Source organism: Stetteria hydrogenophila (assembly GCF_054657575.1).
Window position 1 is genome coordinate 321,724 of sequence record NZ_BAAHYL010000002.1, and the last position, 20,976, is coordinate 342,699.

General features: G+C 61.8%; 21 protein-coding genes, 1 tRNA gene and 1 CRISPR repeat array. Of the genes, 14 read left to right on the forward strand and 8 right to left on the reverse strand.

The window, feature by feature from the left end; translation table 11 throughout:
• Nucleotides 1–14: 14 nt before the first annotated feature.
• Nucleotides 15–770 (reverse strand): helix-turn-helix domain-containing protein, encoded by a 756-nt coding sequence (locus ACYQ3J_RS05110; protein WP_460125506.1) that lies wholly within the window; start codon nucleotides 768–770, stop codon nucleotides 15–17.
• Between the two features lie 228 nt (nucleotides 771–998).
• Between ACYQ3J_RS05110 and ACYQ3J_RS05115 the strand changes: the two genes are divergently transcribed.
• Entirely contained in the window at nucleotides 999–2,741 is a 1,743-nt protein-coding gene (locus ACYQ3J_RS05115) for a glutamate--tRNA ligase (RefSeq protein WP_460125508.1), read from the forward strand.
• Between the two features lie 46 nt (nucleotides 2,742–2,787).
• On the opposite strand, the gene ACYQ3J_RS05120 is transcribed toward ACYQ3J_RS05115, so the two are convergent.
• Entirely contained in the window at nucleotides 2,788–3,678 is an 891-nt protein-coding gene (locus ACYQ3J_RS05120; protein ID WP_460125510.1) for a GTP cyclohydrolase I FolE2, read from the reverse strand.
• Between the two features lie 341 nt (nucleotides 3,679–4,019).
• Nucleotides 4,020–4,096 (reverse strand) — tRNA-Pro (locus ACYQ3J_RS05125).
• Between the two features lie 124 nt (nucleotides 4,097–4,220).
• On the opposite strand from ACYQ3J_RS05125, the gene ACYQ3J_RS05130 reads away from it, so the two are divergent.
• The 6 genes from ACYQ3J_RS05130 (at nucleotide 4,221) to ACYQ3J_RS05155 (ending at nucleotide 11,516) form a co-directional block, all read left to right on the forward strand.
• On the forward strand, nucleotides 4,221–4,928 hold the full coding sequence (locus ACYQ3J_RS05130; RefSeq protein WP_460125512.1) for a B3/B4 domain-containing protein: 708 nt from the start codon (nucleotides 4,221–4,223) through the stop codon (nucleotides 4,926–4,928).
• 187 nt (nucleotides 4,929–5,115) lie between these two features.
• Nucleotides 5,116–5,856 (forward strand): NTP transferase domain-containing protein, encoded by a 741-nt coding sequence (locus ACYQ3J_RS05135; RefSeq protein ID WP_460125514.1) that lies wholly within the window; start codon nucleotides 5,116–5,118, stop codon nucleotides 5,854–5,856.
• On the forward strand, nucleotides 5,853–6,476 hold the full coding sequence (locus ACYQ3J_RS05140; protein ID WP_460125516.1) for a CDP-alcohol phosphatidyltransferase family protein: 624 nt from the start codon (nucleotides 5,853–5,855) through the stop codon (nucleotides 6,474–6,476). Before ACYQ3J_RS05135 ends, ACYQ3J_RS05140 begins: the two co-directional genes overlap by 4 nt.
• A 388-nt stretch (nucleotides 6,477–6,864) precedes the next feature.
• Nucleotides 6,865–9,030: direct repeats of the CRISPR family, unit length 24 nt; unit sequence ATATCTCCGCGATAGAATTGAAAG.
• Nucleotides 9,031–9,254: 224 nt separating this feature from the next.
• Nucleotides 9,255–9,500, forward strand: a complete 246-nt coding sequence (locus tag ACYQ3J_RS05145; RefSeq protein WP_460125518.1) for a hypothetical protein — start codon at nucleotides 9,255–9,257, stop codon at nucleotides 9,498–9,500.
• Nucleotides 9,473–10,444: a thiamine-phosphate kinase gene (locus ACYQ3J_RS05150; RefSeq protein ID WP_460125520.1), complete on the forward strand. Its 972-nt coding sequence runs from the start codon at nucleotides 9,473–9,475 to the stop codon at nucleotides 10,442–10,444. Before ACYQ3J_RS05145 ends, ACYQ3J_RS05150 begins: the two co-directional genes overlap by 28 nt.
• A gap of 151 nt (nucleotides 10,445–10,595) precedes the next feature.
• Nucleotides 10,596–11,516 (forward strand): carbohydrate kinase family protein, encoded by a 921-nt coding sequence (locus ACYQ3J_RS05155; RefSeq protein ID WP_460125522.1) that lies wholly within the window; start codon nucleotides 10,596–10,598, stop codon nucleotides 11,514–11,516.
• Here ACYQ3J_RS05155 and ACYQ3J_RS05160 read toward each other — a convergent pair.
• Complete coding sequence (locus tag ACYQ3J_RS05160; protein ID WP_460125524.1) at nucleotides 11,499–11,810, reverse strand: hypothetical protein; 312 nt, start codon at nucleotides 11,808–11,810, stop codon at nucleotides 11,499–11,501. The genes ACYQ3J_RS05155 and ACYQ3J_RS05160 overlap by 18 nt on opposite strands.
• 63 nt (nucleotides 11,811–11,873) lie before the next feature.
• Between ACYQ3J_RS05160 and ACYQ3J_RS05165 the strand changes: the two genes are divergently transcribed.
• Nucleotides 11,874–12,125, forward strand: coding sequence for a hypothetical protein (locus ACYQ3J_RS05165; RefSeq protein ID WP_460125526.1), 252 nt, complete (start codon nucleotides 11,874–11,876; stop codon nucleotides 12,123–12,125).
• 138 nt (nucleotides 12,126–12,263) lie between these two features.
• Here ACYQ3J_RS05165 and ACYQ3J_RS05170 read toward each other — a convergent pair whose 3' ends face one another.
• The 3 genes from ACYQ3J_RS05170 to ACYQ3J_RS05180 form a co-directional block, all read right to left on the reverse strand.
• Complete coding sequence (locus ACYQ3J_RS05170) at nucleotides 12,264–13,178, reverse strand: dihydrodipicolinate synthase family protein (protein ID WP_460125528.1); 915 nt, start codon at nucleotides 13,176–13,178, stop codon at nucleotides 12,264–12,266.
• Between the two features lie 29 nt (nucleotides 13,179–13,207).
• Complete coding sequence (locus ACYQ3J_RS05175) at nucleotides 13,208–14,098, reverse strand: MBL fold metallo-hydrolase (RefSeq protein ID WP_460125530.1); 891 nt, start codon at nucleotides 14,096–14,098, stop codon at nucleotides 13,208–13,210.
• A gap of 140 nt (nucleotides 14,099–14,238) precedes the next feature.
• Nucleotides 14,239–14,928, reverse strand: coding sequence for an orotidine 5'-phosphate decarboxylase / HUMPS family protein (locus ACYQ3J_RS05180; protein WP_460125532.1), 690 nt, complete (start codon nucleotides 14,926–14,928; stop codon nucleotides 14,239–14,241).
• A 235-nt stretch (nucleotides 14,929–15,163) separates the two neighbouring features.
• On the opposite strand from ACYQ3J_RS05180, the gene ACYQ3J_RS05185 reads away from it, so the two are divergent.
• Nucleotides 15,164–16,216: a histone deacetylase family protein gene (locus ACYQ3J_RS05185; RefSeq protein ID WP_460125534.1), complete on the forward strand. Its 1,053-nt coding sequence runs from the start codon at nucleotides 15,164–15,166 to the stop codon at nucleotides 16,214–16,216.
• A 91-nt stretch (nucleotides 16,217–16,307) separates the two neighbouring features.
• Here the strand turns inward: ACYQ3J_RS05185 and albA are convergent, their stop codons facing one another.
• Nucleotides 16,308–16,604: a DNA/RNA-binding protein AlbA gene (albA, locus tag ACYQ3J_RS05190; RefSeq protein WP_460125536.1), complete on the reverse strand. Its 297-nt coding sequence runs from the start codon at nucleotides 16,602–16,604 to the stop codon at nucleotides 16,308–16,310.
• Between the two features lie 120 nt (nucleotides 16,605–16,724).
• Here albA and ACYQ3J_RS05195 point away from each other — a divergent pair, with 120 nt between their 5' ends.
• The 5 genes from ACYQ3J_RS05195 to ACYQ3J_RS05215 all read left to right on the forward strand — a co-directional run bounded on the left by ACYQ3J_RS05195 (nucleotide 16,725) and on the right by ACYQ3J_RS05215 (nucleotide 20,858).
• Nucleotides 16,725–17,336: a hypothetical protein gene (locus ACYQ3J_RS05195; RefSeq protein ID WP_460126236.1), complete on the forward strand. Its 612-nt coding sequence runs from the start codon at nucleotides 16,725–16,727 to the stop codon at nucleotides 17,334–17,336.
• Nucleotides 17,337–17,342: 6 nt separating this feature from the next.
• Nucleotides 17,343–18,035: a creatininase family protein gene (locus ACYQ3J_RS05200; RefSeq protein WP_460125538.1), complete on the forward strand. Its 693-nt coding sequence runs from the start codon at nucleotides 17,343–17,345 to the stop codon at nucleotides 18,033–18,035.
• A 105-nt stretch (nucleotides 18,036–18,140) separates the two neighbouring features.
• Nucleotides 18,141–18,920, forward strand: a complete 780-nt coding sequence (locus ACYQ3J_RS05205; protein ID WP_460125540.1) for an enoyl-CoA hydratase/isomerase family protein — start codon at nucleotides 18,141–18,143, stop codon at nucleotides 18,918–18,920.
• Nucleotides 18,921–18,964: 44 nt separating this feature from the next.
• A complete protein-coding gene (locus ACYQ3J_RS05210; RefSeq protein ID WP_460125542.1) occupies nucleotides 18,965–19,378 on the forward strand; it encodes a translation initiation factor IF-5A in 414 nt (137 codons plus the stop codon).
• Between the two features lie 139 nt (nucleotides 19,379–19,517).
• Nucleotides 19,518–20,858: a signal recognition particle protein Srp54 gene (locus tag ACYQ3J_RS05215; protein ID WP_460126238.1), complete on the forward strand. Its 1,341-nt coding sequence runs from the start codon at nucleotides 19,518–19,520 to the stop codon at nucleotides 20,856–20,858.
• Nucleotides 20,859–20,976 lie beyond the last annotated feature (118 nt).

The window sequence follows — 20,976 nt, forward strand, 5'->3', positions numbered from 1 at the left end:
CGCGGGCAGGGGGTTTAGACGCTGTAGAAGGCTATATTAGCCTCTTGCGTGCTCCGCCTCAGTGATTTTATCAGCTCGTCCACCCCCCGGGCTAGGCTGAGCACGAGTGGCACCCTGTCCAGTCTCGCCAGCTCTATTGCTAGCGGGTCGACGTTCTCCCGAGGCCCGTGTATTATCACGAGGCTGGGCTTAACCGGGGAGACTCTAACGGCGACCATGGGGCTCCTCCCGAGCCTGACTCCGGTGAATATTAACGCGCGCTCCGAGGTCAGGCCTAGGAGCATGTAGAACTGTGTCCCGCTGAGCGTGCTTATCGCCCTAATGCTGTCGACGACGGTGTACCCGTACACCTTCCTGTCGACTGGGATCTCGAGCGATAAGACGACCCCCTTGACTAGGCTAACGATTTCATCTATCGAGAGGGGGGTCTCGAACTCCCTCATGTCCAGGACCACGCCGGGCGGCAGGCCCAGGCTGCGCGACAGCTCTAGGACCCTGGGCCACCCTCGCTCGGCGTCTATTGCTAGGAGCGCGTTTATGAAGCGCCTGATGAACCTGGCGCCCGGCTGGCGCCGGCCCTTCTCGTACTCGCTTATGACGCTCACCGCGACGTTCATGTTTTTAGCCACGTCTGACTGGCTCGCCCTGAAGTACTCCCTCCACTTCCTCAGGGCGCGGCCGGGCTGGTCCGCGTAGACTATGTCCCCGGCTATGCGTTTAGCTATGATCTGGATCACGTAATCCTCGGGCCTAGAGTCGAGCTTGCTCAATCCCCGTGAACCCGTTATAGCGCTGGCCCCCTACGGCCATTAAACTTACGCGAAGGCCTCCTAGAGGGTGTGGGAGCTCGGCGCCGCCTGAGAGTGTCATAGCCCGGGGGGTCGCGGGCTTCAGTCTGCTACCCGCGGTTTCCTCATCGCCGCGCTGGTTGCGTTGCATAAGTGGAGGGCTCCTATAAAGGACTCGGCGGCCGGCTTAGCCCGCGCGGGGGTGCTGAGTTGGCTGAAGCCGGCGACGTCGAGAGGCTGGTTAAGGGTTACGCTTTGCTGAACGCCGTGAGGTATGGGGGGAAGGCTAGCCTCGGCAGCGTCATGTCAATGCTGTTCTCCGACCACCCGGAGCTCAGGCCTAGGGCTAGGGAGATAGCGGCTATAGCTAGGAGGCTTGTGGAGTGGGTTAACCAGCTCACTCCAAGCGAGCAGGAGGAGCTGCTTAAGAGGGACTACTCCGACATCTACGAGAGGCACCTCAGGGAGGAGGCTGAGAAGAGGGCTAGGGCTGAGAGGAGGCCCTCGCTCCCGCCTCTTCCCGGCGCCGTGGAGGGCAGGGTGGTGACGAGGTTCGCCCCCAACCCCGACTTCGTCATTCACATAGGCAACGCTAGGCCGGCGATACTCAGCCACGAGTACGCCCGCATGTACAAGGGCAGAATGGTGCTCAGGTTCGAGGACACCGATCCCCGCACGAAGACCCCGCTCAGGGAGGCCTACGACCTGATCAGGCAGGACTTGAAGTGGCTGGGGGTCAAGTGGGACGAGGAGTACATTCAGAGCCTGAGGATGGAGATTTACTACGAGCACGCGAGGAAGATGCTCGAGAGGGGCTGCGCCTACGTTGACACGTGCGGCGAGGAGTCGAGGGAGCTCCTGAGGCAGGGGAGGGCATGCCCCACGAGGGACAACCCCCCGGAGTGGCAGCTGGAGCAGTGGGAGAAGATGCTCGACGGAACCTACGGTGAGGGGGAGGCGGTTGTCAGGGTTAAGACTGACTTGAACCACCCGAACCCCAGCGTTCGGGACTGGGTGGCGTTCAGGATAATCGACACCGAGAAGTACCCGCACCCGCTCGTCGGCGGGAAGTACAGGGTGTGGCCAACCTACAACTACGCCGTCAGCATTGACGACCACTTGATGGGGATAACGCACGTCCTGAGGGGGAAGGAGCACCAGGTCAACACGGAGAAGCAGCTCTACGTCTACAAGTGCTTCAACTGGGATCCCCCCGTCTTCATCCACTTTGGCCGGCTGAAGCTCGAGGGTTTCATTATGAGTAAGAGCAAGATAAGGAAGCTCATAGAGGAGAACCCGGGCAGGTTCATGGGCTACGATGACCCGCGCTTCGGCACGATAGCGGGGCTGAGGAGGCGCGGGATCCTAGCCGAGGCCATCCGGGAGGCGATACTGGAGGTCGGCGTGAGGCCGGGGGACGCCACCCTCAGCTGGGCGAACCTCGCGGCGATAAACCGCAAGCTACTCGACGAGAGGGCGGACCGGGTGATGTTCGTCTCCAAGCCTGTCAAGCTCAGAGTAGTGACAGGCGGCGAGTGCCTCACAGCCTCGATCCCGCTCCACCCCAACAGGCCCAACGAGACCCGGGAGATAACGGTTTGCGACGGGGACGAGGTCTACATTGAGGAGGACGACGCCAGGGAGCGCGAGGTCAGGCTGATGGGGCTAGGCAACTTCTCGCTGGAGAACGGCTCGCTGCGCCTAGTCTCGGTGGACTTAGGGTATGCCAGGGAGAGGTCCCTGAGCGTGATCCAGTGGGCGCCGGTGAAGGGGAGCGTGAAGGTGACGGTCCTCATCCCGGAGGGGCTAGAGTTGAAGACTGTCGAGGGCTACGCCGAGCCCCACCTGGAGAGGTACCGGGTGGACTCGATACTCCAGTTCGTGAGATTCGGCTTCGTGAGGGTAGACGAGGCAGCGAAGGGCTCCTACAAGGTGATATTCGCGCACAAGTAGCTGCGGGCCCCGCGGCGGCTCCCCCGGCGCGTGGAGGGCCTGGATTCTATGCTCGCAGCGCCTGTGCCTCACCTTCCGCGGCGTTCCTCAGGTACGACTCAACCCCCTCGACCGTGAACGCCGCCTGGGCGTGGACGTTGTGCGGGTGAATGCTTTCCATGGAGTCGACCTCGACCACTATCTCCGCGGTGGATGGGAGCCCGTGCTTCTTGGCCAGCCTGTAGAGGTTGAGGACAGCCCTCCTAGCCACGTCCTCGGCGAACTGCGGGTTCCTGTGCGCCGCCTCGACCAGCCTCGACTCCTCGGTGCGCTTGAGGAACGTGAACGAGGGAGCGGAGAACGCGCTCCAGAGCGCGCGGGCGACCTCCTCCACCCTCACGAAGCCGTCGCTGTAGCGCAGCACCCCGGAGAGGCGGGCCTTCTGGCTGTGGCTGATCGAGACCCCCCCGGGGAGCACGCCAAGCCTCACCGACGCGGTCTCCATCGCGCTGGGGCACACCGTCATCCCGTAGACGCTGGCCCCCACTTCGATCAGCCTCCCCCCTCCCCTGGAGGCGACGACTGAGATCCTGGCTTCAAACGGCTCGACACCCCTGATCCCGGCGTACTCCAGGTCAGCGTAGAGGGTCGTGGAGGCGGAGGCCCTAGCCCTCTCAGCGTAGGGGTGGCGGTCGAGCAGCTCCCTCGCGGCGCTCTCGAGGTACTCCTCTATACTCCTATACGTCCTCCTCGGCTCCAAGGCCTGGACGAGGGCCTCGACGTTCCTCGACAGATGCGCCCCCCTCATCGCGTTGCTCAGCGACACCTCAGCGTCCACGCTGAGGTTGAGGAGCATAGGCCCCTCCGGGGTAGCCAGGGAGACGCGGACCCTGAGCCCCCGGAAGCCCACCCACGCCAGGGGCAGGGGGACGCTTGGAGGAGAGTCCTGGATCTCCACGCCCGGGAGCACCCCGAGGGGCCCCTAAGCCGGGGCTGGTTAAGTAGGCTAGCTAAGACACAGGAGAGACCCCGGGGATAATGGCGAGCCCCGGCCCCGGGCTCGGGGCCCTGGAGGGCCCCGCGGGGGTCTTGGAGGCGGCTGTGGGTGGTTCTGCTAACGCTTAAGAGCCGGCTGGGGGTTAGGGAGGCTGCCGGGGCCGATGAGGAATCTGCCCCACGCCCACCCGCAAGGGGATGGGCTCGATTGGCCTTGCCGAGGGTGGGCTTCTAGACTTCCTGCTTCCTAGCTATTCACTATGACCCCCGGGGCCTTAGGGGCGGTGCTTGGCTTCAACGGCGTGGTGGGGCCGCGGGGATTTGAACCCCGGACCACGGGGGCCCAAGCCCCGCATCCTACCAGGCTAGACGACGGCCCCGCCGTGGTGTAGCCTCTCCGGTTTGGGGGCTAAAACTGCTACCCGCTTGGAGGCGCTGGCTCCAGGGGCTTCTAGCAATTAAACCCGTGGCAGAGGCGCGCCTCCGGAGGCCCGGGGGACCCGGGTGGGAGCCGGCCGCTCTGTAGGGTGTGAGGGGGAGCTTGTAATCCTTGAGGAGGGGGCGTCCCGGCTCGGCGTCTCGGTGGCTTACACCGTCGCTTGGGGTCCCAGCGTTTCAAGCCTCGACCAGGGCGTGCTGGACGCTGAGGTCGAGCGGTTGCTCGAGGAGCTCCGGGGCAGGTACAGCCTTGAGGGGCTGAGGGGGGATCCCAGGGTCAGGGCTTACCGGGACTTCTACTGGAGGATAGGCGTCGACCCCACGAAGACCAGGCCGAGCAGCGAGGCGCTGGTTAGGCGCGGCCTCCGGGGCAGGTTCCCCAGGATAAACCCGCTCGTCGACGCTGGCAACGTGGCCAGCGCGAGGCACATGGTGCCCGTGGGGCTCTACGACCTGGACTCGCTGGAGCCTCCGGCGAGGCTCACCGTCACGCGGGGAGGCGAGGAGTTCAAGCCTATCGGGGGGCGCCCGGAGAGGCTCCCGCCAGGGGTGCCGGTCCTCGTAGACTCCAGGGGCCGCGTCGTCCACGTGTACCCCCACCGCGACTCCGTGGAGACGGCGGTCAAGCCTTCAACAACCAGGATCCTAGCCCTCGCAGCCGGGGTCCCCGGGATCCCGGGCGAGGCGCTCCTCGAAACCTTGAGGGAGCTCGGGAGGCTCCTGAGCCTCCTAGGCTGGAGCAGCTGCCCGCCGCGCCTGCTACCCACGGGCTAGCCGGGAGCCGTCTAGGGTTCGCAACAGCAGCGCGGCAGTGCCCGCCCCGGCTCCCCCACTCTTTTAAGCCGCCTGGGATCCCGGGCTAACGGCGGCGGGACCCCTTTGGGGCCTTTTTGCCGGTGGAGCGCCTCCCCCGGCTAGCTCCGTGATTGCAACGCGCCTCTAAGCCGGTTGACGCGGGGGGATGAGCGTGAAGGTTAGGGGCCTCCTGCTGGCGGCTGGCGAGAGTAGCAGGCTGCGGGGCGTCCTCGGCTACGTTAAGATAGCGGTTAAGATCGGGGGGATCCCGCTCATGTGCTTCCCCATATCGTCCCTCGCAGCCGCCGGCGTGGCGGAGGTCTACGTGGCCACGCGGAGGAGTAGGGTTGGGCTGGTCAGGAGCCTGGTCGGCGAGTGCCCGCTGGCCCCCCACGTGGAGGTCCTGGAGGTTGAGAGGTGGTGGGCCGGGAACGCGTGGACGCTCCTGGAGGCCCTGGAGGAGCTGGGCCGGGGCGAGTGGCTGGTGTCGATGGCCGACCACATCTACACCGCCGGGATAGCCTCGGCGGTGGCTAGGGGCTGCGGGAGGCCGCTCTGCATAGGGGGCGACGCTAAGCCCGGGTACGTGGACGTCGGGGAGGCGACGAAGATCAAGGCCTCCGGGGACGGCGGGATCCTCGCCCTCGGCAAGGGGATCCCGGAGTGGACCCACGTAGACGTCGGGGTCCACCTCCACTCCTGGGGGCCCCTCACGGGCCCCTGCACAGGGCCCGTGCTCACGCTTAACGACTTGAACCGCTGCAACGCCTCCCACGGGCTCGCGGGAGTGGTCGACGTGACCGGCGAGCCGTGGACCGACGTCGACACCCCCGAGGACCTGGACTTCGTCCTGCGGGGGCCCGGGAGGGCTCTCGTCGAGGAGGTCGTGAGGGGGTGGAGGGCTTGACGGGCAAGACTGAGGGCCCCGTATCGAGGCTCATAAACAGGAGGGTCTCGGGGAGGATAACCGGCTTCATACTGAACCGCGGGCTGCCGCTCACGCCCAACCAGGTTAGCCTGATAGCCTTCGCAACCGCCCTAGCGGCGGCAGCCCTCATAGACAGGGGCGAACTGCTCATAGGCGGGGTGCTAGTCGAGCTCTCATCCATACTCGACGGCGTGGACGGCGAGCTGGCCAGAGCGCTCGGCCTCGCATCCAGGCGCGGCGCCTTCCTCGACACGGTGCTAGACAGATACGCGGACATAGCCATCTACCTCGCCACCCTACACCACCTACTCGAAAGCAGAGCCGCAAGCCCCGAGGCAGCCGCCCTCCTAGCCTTCGCGGCAGTCACAGGCGACCTGATGGTCAGCTACATACACGCCAGAGGACAGATGGACCTAGGCGTACACCCCGCCTCCCAGGGCCCCCTAGACTCCGCAGCCTCACGAGACGTGAGACTATTCACATTAGCACTATTAATCGCGGCAGGCCAACCCCTCCCAGCACTAGCCGCCGTCGCAGCACTCTCACACACCTACGTAGCGGTAAAGTTCCTATACCTACTCACAGCACACAAGCCATGAACCCACCAACCCCCCGCGAAGACCCACTGCAAGACTCACACTAACCCAAAACCCTAACCACAATAAAGAACGGTATAACACCTTCACTTTTACTCCCAGGTAAACCCGGGACATTTAAAAACCTTTCGGCGCCCCCGGCCACCATCAAACGTTAACTAGTAGGAGAACGGTGGGCTGGAGGTATTTAAGCGCTCCAGGCTCCAGCCGGGAGTACATACTTTTCAAGATGGTAAATGATTTAACTCCTGATAGCAGTGTATGACCGTGAGCGGCCTGTGGGAGCGGGCCCCCAACAGGGCCCTAAAGTATCTGTTTAGAGCTGATTGAAGGAATGTTTGGGTATCTAGTGGATAGAGCTGATGAAGTACTTGAACGGTAGCCTTGAACGATATCTCCGCGATAGAATTGAAAGTTTCCCCTAGCCGGCTCCCTAGGCTAACCCTTTTTCTGCCTCCATATCTCCGCGATAGAATTGAAAGGTACAAGGCGGGCCGGGGCAAGCCCAGGGTTTGGCGCGTAGCATATCTCCGCGATAGAATTGAAAGACATCAGCGACACCGTCAAGCTACTGCTGGAGTACAGGAACATATATCTCCGCGATAGAATTGAAAGCGGAGTGCCCTCAATGTGGCGCTGAGCTCGACCACAAATATCTCCGCGATAGAATTGAAAGCCTCCTCCTCGTCTCCTCGGAGGCGTAGACGACTATCCTCGCCTCATATCTCCGCGATAGAATTGAAAGCTATTCTGACACAAACGTTACGTATGAGGTAGATACTGCTAATATCTCCGCGATAGAATTGAAAGGAGGGACCGGGCCCGCGAGGCCCGGGCGCGCGTGAATGAGCAATTATATCTCCGCGATAGAATTGAAAGGTAGCTGGCTAACAAAAAGGGGCGGGGAGGCGGGGGCTAGCTGCATATCTCCGCGATAGAATTGAAAGAGCCTGAAGCCCCTCCTTGATTGCCGCAACCCCCGCGTCGCCCATATCTCCGCGATAGAATTGAAAGACTACAGCGAGCTGTTCGGCGCCATCGACGTGAACGCCCTAGCCAATATCTCCGCGATAGAATTGAAAGGCTTTGCACCCAGTTTGCACCCGCCGCCATTACACCCAGCTGTGTGCATATATCTCCGCGATAGAATTGAAAGGCCCTAAGCCAGTAGTCGCCCCCCGCGTGCACGAAGAAGGATATCTCCGCGATAGAATTGAAAGATGTGCTTCCCCTCCAGCCGCGCCCTCGCCATGCCCTCCCGCGTCCATATCTCCGCGATAGAATTGAAAGTCTTGTTCACCGTGAACATGCCGAGGTCGTCCGTGTAGCCATATCTCCGCGATAGAATTGAAAGTGGCGCTATGCTTGGCTGGAGCCAGATGACGAGGACTATCGATATCTCCGCGATAGAATTGAAAGACGAGACGGTGGACTACACTTACGTTATCAGCAAGGCGCTTATATCTCCGCGATAGAATTGAAAGGGCGGGGGGTATCAGTATGAAGCGTATCCTGTCGCGTAGCCCATATCTCCGCGATAGAATTGAAAGATTTACATGGAGCCCGACGAAGCCAAGGAGCTCCTCACGGAGGCATATCTCCGCGATAGAATTGAAAGACGGCTACTACGTGAGGGCGGTACCCATCTACATGGAGCCGGAGATATCTCCGCGATAGAATTGAAAGCGAGTAGGGCCCTGCCTCGATTCAAGCGAAGCACCCCGTATATCTCCGCGATAGAATTGAAAGTATCCCGTTTTCCGCCCACGCCCCTCTTACTCCAGACTGGAGTATTATATCTCCGCGATAGAATTGAAAGTCATACCCGAGCGGGGCGAGGCTGCGTGGTTCTGCAAATATCTCCGCGATAGAATTGAAAGCCTAGCCAACCCGGCAGGCACCACGACTTGCTTACACGCATATCTCCGCGATAGAATTGAAAGCGCTAGCCCCGAGTGGGGGTGTTGATGGTTGGGCGTCTGGAGTAAATATCTCCGCGATAGAATTGAAAGGGGCGGAGTACTTCGTAGTAGCCGTGTGTGTTGCTCCACTTCCATATCTCCGCGATAGAATTGAAAGGGATACTCAAAAGTTGGCGGGCGCGAAGGCCGGCCTTGGGGGATATCTCCGCGATAGAATTGAAAGTACGGCCCACCAGAGACACCCCTACAGGCCCGTACAGCCGCGTATATATATCTCCGCGATAGAATTGAAAGCTCTTTGTATAATGCCCTGAAGTCTAAACAAAGTATCCATAGATATCTCCGCGATAGAATTGAAAGTCGTGGTTAGCAGGGCGCTTCAGCAGGTCTTCGAGGCGCGTATATCTCCGCGATAGAATTGAAAGTATCTTGGCGCGCGGGATGGCGTAGCCCGCCGTGTCCGTCACGGTATCTCCGCGATAGAATTGAAAGCTACCTGAAGGCCGTCCCGCCGTTCATACGCGACGCCGACGTGAAGGTATCTCCGCGATAGAATTGAAAGTGCAGGTCACACCTCCCAGCCCGTGGTCGGGTAGAGGACCATGAAGCGCGTATCTCCGTGATAGAATCGAAAAATTGAAGGGGAGCCTCAGTCCCCGCGTTAAGTCATACCCTACCCTTGGAGGGTTTGGGGTCCGTCCTGCTAAGCTTCTTCATCGGCGGCTCCGCTAGGGGGCGGGATCCCTGGCGCGCCTAAAATTGTTGGGTGGCTTGTTGAGCTGAGAGGGGTGGGGTTGCTCGTCTCTGCTTTAAGCGGTTAGTGCCGGGGTTGGACCCGTGGCTCTTGGGGGGTTGCTTGTTGGAGCGTTGGCTGGGTTTGCTTGAAAGGGTTTGCGGCGAGTACGGCTTCAAGTCTTGCGGGAGGCTTGGGGAGCTGGCGGGTGGCGGTGGTAGGCTCCCGCCTGACCTCTTCCTAGCGGCGCTGGTGGGGGTGGTTGAGGAGATGCTGGGTGAGGCTAGGGCGAGGGGGTTAACTGAGGCTGTCGCGCTTCTCGATGAGGTGAAGAGGGATTTGGAATGGGTGCTGAGGGAGGTGGTGGAGTAGGCCTCCCGGCTGAGTGGGTGCTTGCTAGGAGGGCGGCGTCGAGGGCTGGAGTCCCGCGGCTCTGCGTTGAGGCTGAGGCCTGCCTAGTTGGAGGGGTTCTGGTGAGCATCGACGGCTATTCCTCGGTGGAGAGCAGGCCCTGGTGGGTTAGCTGGCGTGACTGGGGCTGGAGGGCGGTGGCGGCGGCGCTGAGCGACGTCGTGGCCGCGGGCGGGGAGCCCTTCGCGGTCGTGGTTAGCCTCGGCGTGAGGAGGCCCGGGGACGCCCTGGAGGTGATGGAGGGGGTCAGGGAGGCCGCGGTGGCGCACGGCGTTGCAGTGGCGGGCGGCGACTTGAACAGGGCATTCGGCGAGGAGTGGATAGACGTCGCGGTGGTGGGTAGGCCTCTACGCTGGGTTAGAAGGGCGGGTGCGGAGCCGGGCGATGCGGTCGTTCAGGTGGGGGAGCTCGGCTACGGGGGCCTAGCCCAGGCGGTCACCGACGGGAGGCTGAGGGTGGACGACGTCCCCCGGAGCCTGCTTGAGAGGGCTGCAAGGCCCCGGGTGCCCAGGGGGTTCGAGCTGGTGGCGAGGGAGTGCGGGGTGAAGGCGGCGATAGACAATAGCGACGGGTGGGCCTACAGCCTGGCCCAGCTCGCCGCGGCCAGCGGGGTCTCAGTCCGCCTCGACCGGGTAGTCGTCGACGAGGAGGTTGGTAGGGTCGTGGAGGAGCACGGCCTGGGCCCGGTGGACCGCTTCGGGCTCAACAGCTGGGAGGACTACAACATAGCCGCGGCGGTGGCCAGGAGCGAAGCGGAGTGCGTCCTAGAGCACTGCGAACGCCTGGGCTTGAAGTGCTGGCTCGTCGGCGAAATAGTCGAAGCCAGAGGGGCCCTCGTAGCCTACAAGGGGGAAGCCGTTGAGATAAAAGGCTGGAGCAGCTTCCCCGAAGCCGGTGAAGCCTAAGCCGGCGGGGCCGGGCCCCTGCGGAGCCGCCGAGCCCTTCGCAGCCACTTGGCCCGGGGCGGCTGCGCTAGAGCCTGGAGTGTAGGGCCCGCATCCCCCGCGTTGAGGCTAAATGAATCCCCCAGCCCATATTACGTGAGGGGAATGCTTGTTGGGCACGCCTCAGCCCGCCAGGCAGAGGCATGTGGTTGTCGGCAACATTAACATTGACATCACGCTAGTTGTGCCCAGGATCCCCGGCCCCGACGAGAACGTTAGGGCGGCTGACTTCTGGCTGGGCCTCGGCGGGGCGGCTGTCAACTACACGATAGCCACTGTGAAGTTCAACCATGAGGCGTCGCTTGTAGCCAGGACTGGCAGGGAGGCCGAGGCGCTCGGCCTGCTCGACGAGCTGAGGAGGAGCGGCGTTGACATAAGCCATGTCAGGGTGGTCGACGAGCCCACCGGAGTCGTCGTTGTCCTACTCCTCCCCAGCCTCGGGTCTAGGAGCATGATAACGATTAGGGGGGCCAACGAGGCGTTGACGAGCGACATGATACCAGACGCGGCGGGAGACGTGCTCCACCTAGCCAGCGTGAAGCCGAAGCTAGTCATGGAGGCGTGCGAGAGGACGAGCTACGACTACATCAGCTACGACCCTGGAGGGGAGGCTCAGCACGACCCGCGCGGGGTCGGCAGGGCGTCGTCGATGGTCGACGTCTTAATGCTGAACTATAAGGAGCTAGAATACGTCGCCGGGGGCCCCGTCGTCGACGCGGCCAGGAGGCTGCTAAGGGGCAGGCTGAAGTACGTCGCGGTTAAGCTGGGCAGCGGGGGCGCAGTGCTCGTCGGCAGGGATGGCATGGTCTACCGGGTGGAGTCGTTTAGGGTGGAGAAGCCCGTCGACGTGACCGGGGCGGGCGACGCGTTCGACGCGGCGTTTAACGTTTGGTTCCTGGAGACCGGGGACGTGAGGAAGGCGTTGGAGGCGGCGGCTGCAGCCGGGGCTGTCAAGGCTACAAAGAAGGGGAGCAGCTTCATGCCGTCGCGCCGAGAGGTAGAGGAAGTACTCGCCTTAAGAGGCCCCGCCTGACTCGTCTAGCTGCTTAGCCTTCTCCATTACGTTGCCCACGATCCTCTCGGGCAGCGTGATCCCAGCCTTCTCGACGCCCTCCAGTACCTTGGACAGGAACTCCTGGTAGGTCAGCGACTCCCTAAGGGTGCCGAGGTCTATGACCGCAACCTTGCCGCTAGCCGGGTCCAGGAGGCGTATAACGTCCTTCAGCCTGCCCGTGGACTGGTCGCGGACCCTGTAAACGTCGAGCTGGCGCAGGCCGAGCGCCTCGACGAGCCTCCTGTACCTGCTGTAGACGACCCTGGACGCCACTGCTGCCTCGCCCCCGCCTTCGCCCCGTATTTCCGGGCTCCCTCCCGCCCCCGCCTTAAATAATTGCTGACAAGCAGGGTGGCGCAGATGGCGAGAGCCGGGAGGGTGAGGGTGACCATCGACCCCGACCTGCTGGCGGCCTTCATAGCTGTGCAGGGGAAGAGGTTCATAGCCGTGTCAAGCGTGGCGCTAATGCTTGGCACGTCCACGAGGACCGCCGGCAAAATACTGGCGGCGCTCGAGAGGAAGGGGTACGTCAGGAGGTACTCTCGGCGCGTCTACGAGGTTCTCGCCGCCGCCCCAAGCCGAGGGTGACCCTCATGTTCACGAGCATGACCAGGATCCAGGCAACGCCGCCTAGGACATAGGTGGAGCCCCCCTTCACCCGGGCAGCGACGAAGCTCAGGATCGAGGCGAGGAGGGCCGTGAGAGTCGAGGCCACCCCGAGCCTCCTCAGCTTCCCCTCGTCCAGGGCTCAACGCCCATATCCACGAGTAGAGCCCTGGCCGCAGCTATTATGCCGTTGGGGCGGCGCTCGCCGGGCATGCGGCAGATAGCCTTCACCGGGGCCCCGCGGGCTTCGAGAAGGGCCTTCACAGCGCAAGCCGGGCTCCCGGCGATGTCGTAGAGCCTGGCCGCCTCCACGAGCGCCCTATGATAATTTAGCGCCTTGGAGTAGTCGCCTTCAACCCACGAACGGTAAAGGCCCACGTGGACCTCCGGCACGGCGTTTGAGAGGCCGGGCACGCCGCCGAACGCGCCTAGCGCAAGGTAGGGTAGGAGTAGGTCGTCGTGGCCCGCCAGCAGCGAGAACTCCTTCACGCCCATCGACTTAACGCTGTACAGCACCCTCCTGGGGTAGGAGAGGTCGTATGTTGAAGCCTTAAGGCCGACGATGTTTGAAGACTCGAAGGCCGCCCGGGCCACCACCTCGGGGCTGACCTCGTAGCCCGTGAGGGATTGCGCGTTGTAGATTATGACCGGCAGCTCGGTGCGCGACGCGATCTCGGTGAAGTGCGCCACCAGCTTGTCCTGCGGGGGCCTTAGGAAGCAGGGGGGAGCCACCACCAAGCCGTCGACGCCCAGGTCCCTGAGGGCGAGGCCGAGCTTGACGCTGCCAAGGGTGCTGTCGCTCGTGGCGCCGGCGAAGACGGGCTTCCCCCCAGAGTACTCCAGGGCGACGCCTGTTAGGGCGAGCAGCTCCCTGGGCTCGAGCCGGGTGTACTCCCCCACGCTGGAGCCGACGAAGAAGCCGTCGACGCCGCTCTCCGCGAGCTTGGAGACGAGCCAGGAGAAGGCCTTGAGGTCGATCTTTCCATCTGCAGTCAGGGGCGTGGCGAGAGGAGTTATTACCCCAGCCGCTAGCATCAAGGCTTCACCTTATCCCCGGGTTCCCGCTAGCTGCTTGAAGCGCGGGCCCTCGCTATATAGTCTAGTATCCCCGCCAGCGTGGGGTCCAAGAACACCTCTTTGAGCGGGCGCAGCTCCGGGACCCCGAGCAAAAGCTTCACGTTATCATCCACCCCGGCTAGGATAGCCGCTAGTTCATCCACGCTTTCGACGTCAGCCTCGCCTGCCACTCTAACCCACTCCCTGATCTGGGCTAGGTGCCTCTCCAGGTAGCCGTCCGCGGCGTGCAAGCCGTAATGGGTAGGCGCCACGTAGGCCGGCTTCAACTCGATTATTCTCTCCAGGCTCTTAACGTATAGGTCGAACCTGAAGGGGGGAGGCGTGGTCGGCACCATGACCTTGTAGCCGCCCCTCCCGGCGATTACGCCGGCCGAGTCCCCGGTGAACAGAGTCCCATCCTCCTCCAGTAGGATGCTCATGTGGTGGCTTGCATGCCCCGGCGTGTATATGATCCTCAACGTGGCCCCGCCCAGCTCGACCACTCCGCCGTCCTGAGCCTCGACGACGGCATCCGCGGGCGCCGGGACAGGCTTACCGAATACTTCAGCAATGCGCCCGAGCACCTGCCTGCTAGCGCTCCACAGCTTCGACGGGTCCACTAGGTGCTTCGCCCCGCGGGGGTGAACCAGGATCCTAGCCCCAGGCAGGCTCCTAGCCAGGCCCCCCGCGGAGCCCCCGTGATCCAAGTGTATGTGGGTTAGAATGATGTAGTCAGGCTTCACCCCCAGAGACTCCAGCTCGCTCAGCAGCTTCCCTCTAGAAGACTCGGGGCCCGGGTCTATCAGGGCGCTCCTCTCACCCCCGATGACGAGGAAGGCTGATATCAGGCGGTCCCCCATCTCCTCCGGCGTCACGTCGACAACTCTAACCTCAACCATCAGCGTGCACCCGGGGGGATAGCCCTGGACTGGCGCGTGGAGAGCGCCGCCTCTTTAAATTGATTAACGGCTTAGCTAATGTTACAGCTCAGCCCCGGGCAGCGTCCCGGGCCTCGCCGCTGCCTCGCGCTCTTCGCGGGCTAGCCGCACTTCACGCCCGCGCTCTCGAGCGCTTTGATTGCCGCGCCACGCGGGTCGCCGGCTTTGGTTATCCCCCCACCAATGATTATGATCGACGCGCCGGCCTCGGCGACCCTGCCCGCCTCCTCCGGCTTGATCCCGCCTGCAACCGCCACGGGGCCGTTGAAGGCTTCTGCTACCTTGCTTATCAGCTCTGGGACCTTGGAGGCGGTGATCCCCAGCCTGCGCTGGACGTCGATGCCTATGTGTAGTATGGCGACGTGGACCCCGAGCCTTGCAAGCCTCTCCGCCTCCCCTACGGGGTCCTTCACGTTGATCAAGTCAGCCATTAGGGCTATGCCACGCCTCTCCGCCTCCTCGACGGCGCCCCGTATGGTGGCGTCATCCGCGAGGGCGAGCACTGTCGAGGCGTCAGCTCCCGCCTCGGCCGCTAGCGCGACCTCTAGCGCGCCGGTATCCATGGTTTTCATGTCTGCAACCACGGCCGGCGAGCCCGGCAAGGCCTTCAGCAGCCGGGCGACGCCGACGCCCTCCGATTTAATTAAGGGCGTCCCGGCCTCCAGGATGACGCCTTCGAGGCCGGAGACCTGGGACGCTATCCTCAGCGCGTCCCACGCCTTAGTCAGGTCCAAGGCGACCTGGACTAGGCGCTTGCAGGAGGAGAGCTGCGAGCCCAGGAGGCCAGGCACCCGACTCGCTACCATCGCAGTCATTCACCACAACAGGCACTAGGCGCCACCACATTTATCGCATTCGCGCCGCGGTGAGGCATCTACGCGACTACGACGCGGCACCCCCGCGAAGAGCCTCTGGAGGCGCGGGTTAGGCCCCCCACCCCTCTTCACGCCCGCATGGTTTAAGCGTGACCCAAACGCTTTAATGTAAAGCAGGCCCACACCGAGTTTGCTATGCGGGTGCGGGTGCTTGGCGAAGATCCTTTACCACGGCGACTTTAGGGTCCACAACCCCGCCCCTTACTATCACCCGGAGAACCCTTACCGCCTCGACGTGGCCATGTACAGCCTAACCTCCCACGGCCTGCTCGAGGAGGCTACGCTCGTGGAGCCGTCCAAGGCCGACGTTCTGAGCGTCTATGCCAGCGTCCACGACCCCGGTTACTTGAGGGGGATCCTACGAGAGCCGCCGCCGGGCGAGGTTTTATGGGTCGACCCCGACACTTACATCTCGCACGGCACGGTGAGGGCGCTTCAGCGACTAGCCGGCAGCGTGGTCGACGCGGTCAACCTGCTCACCTCGGGAGAGAAGCTGGTAGTTATCCTGGGCAGGCCCCCCGGCCACCACGCGGGGGTCGGGGGGAGGGCGCTGGGGGCACCCACTCTGGGCTTCTGCCTCGTTAACACTGTTGCAGCCCTAGCGCAGAGGCTCATCGAGGCAGGGGGGAGGAGCGTTAGGGTTGCAGTGCTAGACATAGACCTCCACCACGGCAATGGGACGCAGGAGATATTCTATGAGAGAGGCGACGTGCTGCACGTCGACATACACCAGGACTCCAGGACCATCTACCCGGGCACCGGGTTCCCCTGGCAGGTGGGTAGAGGGCCCGGGAGGGGGACGAAGATAAATATAAACGTGCCCGTAGACGCTCGCGACGACATAATGCTACACGCCCTCTCCGAAGCAGTGTCCTTCATAAGCTCGTGGAGCCCCGACTACGTCCTCGTCAGCGCAGGCTTCGACGCCTACAGGGGAGACAACGACATGGGCCTCATCGAGGCCGGGTCGAAGTACTACCACGAAGCCGGCTCGGCGCTTAGACGGCTAGGCGTCCCAGTTGCAGTGTTCCTCGAAGGAGGCTATGGGGCCGGTCTAGAGCGGGGCTTACCGGCCCTGCTCTACGGGCTGCTCGGCAAGAGCGACCCCATACGCGACGACGTCAAGGAGAGCCATAAGCACGTCTGGAATGAGTACAACAGGCTGCTTTCAATGCTCAAGGAGGAGCTGGCCAGGAGCGGTTAGCGCTGGCAGGCGTCTACCACGGAAATAATGGCGCCATAGAAAAACCGTAACTATACGTATTGCTGGTTGCTGGTTGTTTTCCTGGCCGCCGTTACTCCTTGGAGAGGTAGATCTCGATGCTGCTTACCCTCCTAGTCCTCTGCTGGCCCTGCTCGTCGGTGAAGGTGACCTCGTGGCTGCCGATGACGCACTTCTCGACCTTCAGGTCGAGGTTGATCCTGTTCCTCAGGATCTCCACGGCGTCGATGGCCTTAGTTATGTTCCTACCGCGGGCTTTCACTACGACCTTGTTCACGCCGGGCTCGTTGAGAGTGGCCAGTATGGCCATCACGTAGTTCATGACAGGCTTCTGGCCGACCCTAATCTCGGGGATCTGCTCGCTCGCCATGACTCTACACCTCTCCTGGATCTCTCCACGCGTGTCTGTCTTTGGCCTGTAACAGGCTGAAGAGTCGCTTCGTATTTAAACGTTATGCTTGCAGCGTGTTTGCTGGAAGCGGTGGCGTTCATGCTGAGGAACGTGGTGGTTGAGCATTTAGAGGAGAGAGCGACCAGGTGGCTCGTCGCCGAGTACCTTGAGGTGATAAAAGTAGCCAGGGAGGCGGGTTTGACCCCCTTCTTCACCAACGTAAGGGATGAAGCGCTAGCCGCTCTCCTGGAGAAGAGCGGGGCCAGGGTGGACCCTAGGCCCGGGTGGAGCTTGTTCAACACGCCCTACACTATAGTGCTTGACTTGGAGGCGGAGAAGCAGCTTGAGCCGTGGGAGCTGGCTGCAGCGGATACAGTGGTTATTGGGGGAATCATGGGGGACCACCCGCCAAGGGGTAGAACCAGGCTCATATCATTCATGTACACCGACGCCGCTAAGAGAAACCTTGGCCCCCACCAGTTCAGCGTCGACGGCGCGGCGAGGGTTGTGGTTGAAGTATTCAAGGGCAAAAGGCTGAAGGACTTAAAGATCCAGGTGGGGGTCTCCTTCAAGGTTAACACCCTGCAGGGCGAGATAGAGGTGTTCCTGCCATTCGCGTACCCCGTTGGGGAGGACGGGGAGCCCCTACTCTCGAGCCGTGTGAGGAAGCTGCTTGAGAGAGGGGTCACGTGGGACGAGTTAGAGGGGTGACTAGTTATGCCCATGGACTTGAGGCTGCTAGACGAACCACGTCACCCGCCCAGGCTGGTAGTCGTACCCGCCGGCAGCATTGAGCAGCACTGCAGCATGCCTCTAGGCACGGACTGCCTCATAGCGGAGAGGCTGGCATGGAGGGCGTGCGAGGCCGCCGAGGCGAGGGCGGGGTTCACATGCGTTATAGCCCCGCCGCTATGCTACGGGTTCAGCCCGGAGTGGAGGCGGCTCCCCGGAACGATAACGCTGCCGCTAAGCGTCTTCGCCGAGGTAGTTAAATCAATCACTATTAGCCTGTGGGACTGGGGAGTCGAGCGCGTCGTATACCTAAACGCTCACGGGGGTAACAGCCCGGCCCTAAGAGCGGCGCTCGCCGAGGCAGCCCTAATGCGGGAGGGGAGGATCGCAGCCCTAATCGACTACTGGAGAGTGGCCGGGTTAAACCTCGGCCACGCCTCGGAGTTAGAGGCCAACATAGCCAGGGCCCTCGGCGTGAAAGCTAGGGAAGGCAGGAGTCACTGCGGGGAAGCCGCGGTTTCCGGCGGAGGAGTCTACATCTACGCCTACAGGGGGAGGGAGTTGAGGGCTCTTGGCACTCCAGAGAGCAGGGTTGATGTAAACGAGATAGTAAATAAAGTAGCTGATGCTATAATCAAAGTGTTAAATGCCGATATCTCGAAATACTGGATCGGATAAAAGAATGTCTTAAATACGTTTAAAACAATATATCTACTCTTAGCTAAGCAAACAAGTTTTACGTAGATAATTAAAAATACTGCAAGAGTGAATGCGGTATCTCAGGTGAATAGAGTGGGAGAAATTAGAAGATACGTTAAGGGCTTCTTGTCCGGCACGGGTAAGGTTTACTGGGTAGTCCTGCAAAGGCCTGAGAAGCTTAATGCGCTCACCAAGGAGGCGTGGCTTCAACTAGCGGCCGAGCTGGGAAAGGGTTGCGCCTCCACTGCTAGGCTCGTCGCGTTGAGAGGTGAGGGCAGGGCCTTCTGCACGGGCGACGATATTAAAGCTATGTATGATTTTGCGGGTGAGGATGATGCAAGGGAGTTCTTCGAGTCTCTAAGAAGGGCTGTTGACGCCTTGGCTTCGTGTCGGGTGCCAGTTGCGGCTGTGGTGCATGGATACGCCTACGGGGGCTGCGCTGAGATACTGCTCCTAATAGATTACGTTGTCGGGGTTAAGGGCGCGAAGATAGCCGCGCCCGAGGTGAGTCTAGGCCTGATTCCACCTATGCTTTCACCCATAGGCTCATTCCTGCTAGGCCGGAGGGCTAGGTGGATGGCACTTTCGGGGGAGCCTATTGACGTGGACGAAGCGAGGAACATCGGCCTAGTGGATGTCGTGGTTGAGAGTGTAGAGGATGCGGTTAGGCATGTAGAGGAGAAGGCCTCCATCTTGGACGGTGTTGACGCTAACGCGGTAGCGGTAACGCGGAGGATACTGTTTGCACCCCTACTCGGGTTCATCGAGAAATCGGGGTCCTTCGAGGAACTCGTTAAACTGTCGCTGACTCCGCAGGCTAAGGCTAGAATGGAAGCGTTCTTAAAGAGGAGGAAATGCTCATAATTTTAAAGCGTCCACTGCAAAGCGGCTGGGTTGGGTGGCCGGCTATGAGTGTCAACTACGCTACGCTGGGCGAGTTGAAGAAGGGTAGCTATATAGTGATCGACGGCGAGCCCTGCAGGATAGTTGAGATGTCGAAGGCTAAGACGGGGAAGCACGGGAGCGCTAAGGCTCACGTGGTGGCCATCGGCCTCTTCACGGGCCAGAAGAAGACGCTAGTGGCCCCGGTCGATGCCAGGGTCCAGGTGCCCGTGATTGAGAAGAGACACGCCCAGGTGCTCGCCGATATGGGGGACTCGCTGCAGCTGATGGACTTGGAGAGCTACGACACTTTCGAGGTTGAGAAGCCCGACGACGAGCAGCTGGCGAGTAAGCTACAGCCGGGAGTGCAGGTCGAGTACTGGCTCATCATGGGCCGTCCGAAGATAATCAGGGTGAGGAGTGGCGGGCTGGAGAGCTAACCCTCCTCCACCGTTAAGGCGGCTGGGCTGGCGTACGCCGGACTCTAGCATCCTTCCTTTTTATAGCCGATTAATGGGAGCAGGCTAACATTAATCGATCGAGAGGCCGGCCGTGGCGTTTGGAGCCGGGGTATACGGGATGGTCCTCGACGGGCTGAGGCAGGCAGTATCCAAGTTCTTGAGGGGTGGGGGGACCTACGAGAAGGCTGTTAACGAGTTCATAAGGGACCTTCAGAGGGAGCTGATCAAGGCGGACGTCAACGTTAGGCTAGTCTTCGACTTGACTAAGAGGATTAAGGAGAGGGCTTCCAAGGAGAAACCCCCGCCGGCTTTCCCGTTGAGGGAGTGGTTCCTTAAGATAGTGTACGAGGAGCTGACGAGGCTGTTCGGGGGCGACTCTGAGCCTAGGATCCTGCCCCCTAAGACTCCTTGGGTTATACTCCTCGTCGGCGTCCAGGGCTCCGGCAAGACCACGACTGCGGGCAAGCTTGCATGGTACTACGCGAGGAGGGGGTTCAAGGTTGGCTTGGTGGCCGCGGACACCTACAGGCCGGGCGCTCTGGAGCAGCTTAAGACGCTCTCCGAGCAGGCTGGCGCCCTCTTCTACGGCCGCCGCGAGGGGAGGGCCGAGGAGATAGCGAGGGATGGAGTGGAGTTCCTCCTCAAGCGGGGGGCCGAAATCGTTATCATCGACACCGCCGGCAGGCACGGCTACGGGGAGGAGGAGGCCCTCCTCGATGAAATGAGGCGCATCGCCGAGGCGGTGAAGCCGGATGAAGTGATCCTAGTCATAGACGCCTCAATCGGCCAGAAAGCCTATGACCTGGCGAGGAGGTTCCACGAGGCGGCGCCCATCGGGGGCCTGATAGTGACCAAGATGGACGGCACCGCAAGGGGTGGCGGAGTCTTATCCGCAGCAGCCGCTACCGGGGCCCAAGTCAAATTCATCGGGACAGGCGAGAAGATCGATGAGATAGAGCCGTTCAAGCCCACGAGGTTCGTGGCGAGAGTCCTTGGCATGGGCGACATCGAGGGGCTCCTGGAGAGGCTCAAGGCCCTGGAGTCCTTTGAGAGGCTCGAGAAGGAAGCCGCGGACGCGTTCAAGGGCAAGATAACCATGAGAACCGTGTACCATCAACTCGTCAGCATGCAGAAGATGGGCCCCCTCCACAAGATCCTGGAGATGCTGCCCGGGGCAAGCCTTCTACTGGGAAGCCTCGACAGGGAGAAGGCCAAGCTCGGCGAGGAGAAGGTGAAGAGGTGGATAGCGATAATCCAGAGCATGACGTACGAGGAGCTCGACAACCCCGAGCTGGTAGAGAGGGATAAGAGGAGGATGCGCAGAATAGCCTATGGAAGCGGGACGTCCATTGAAGACGTTAAGGAGTTACTCGCCTACTACAAGAGCATGAAGAACCTCATGAAGAGGCTGAAGAGGGACAGGCGCCTTCTGAGGAGGCTAGGCCTGGACCTAGGCTAGGGAAGCCCCAATGCCCCTCCGGGGACGCCGCAACGCCGCCCGGGGGGAGCAGTTAAATAATCGTCGGCTGAGATGTTTAAGTGAAGCCATAGGCCTCCAGCGTTTGGGGTTTGCAGCG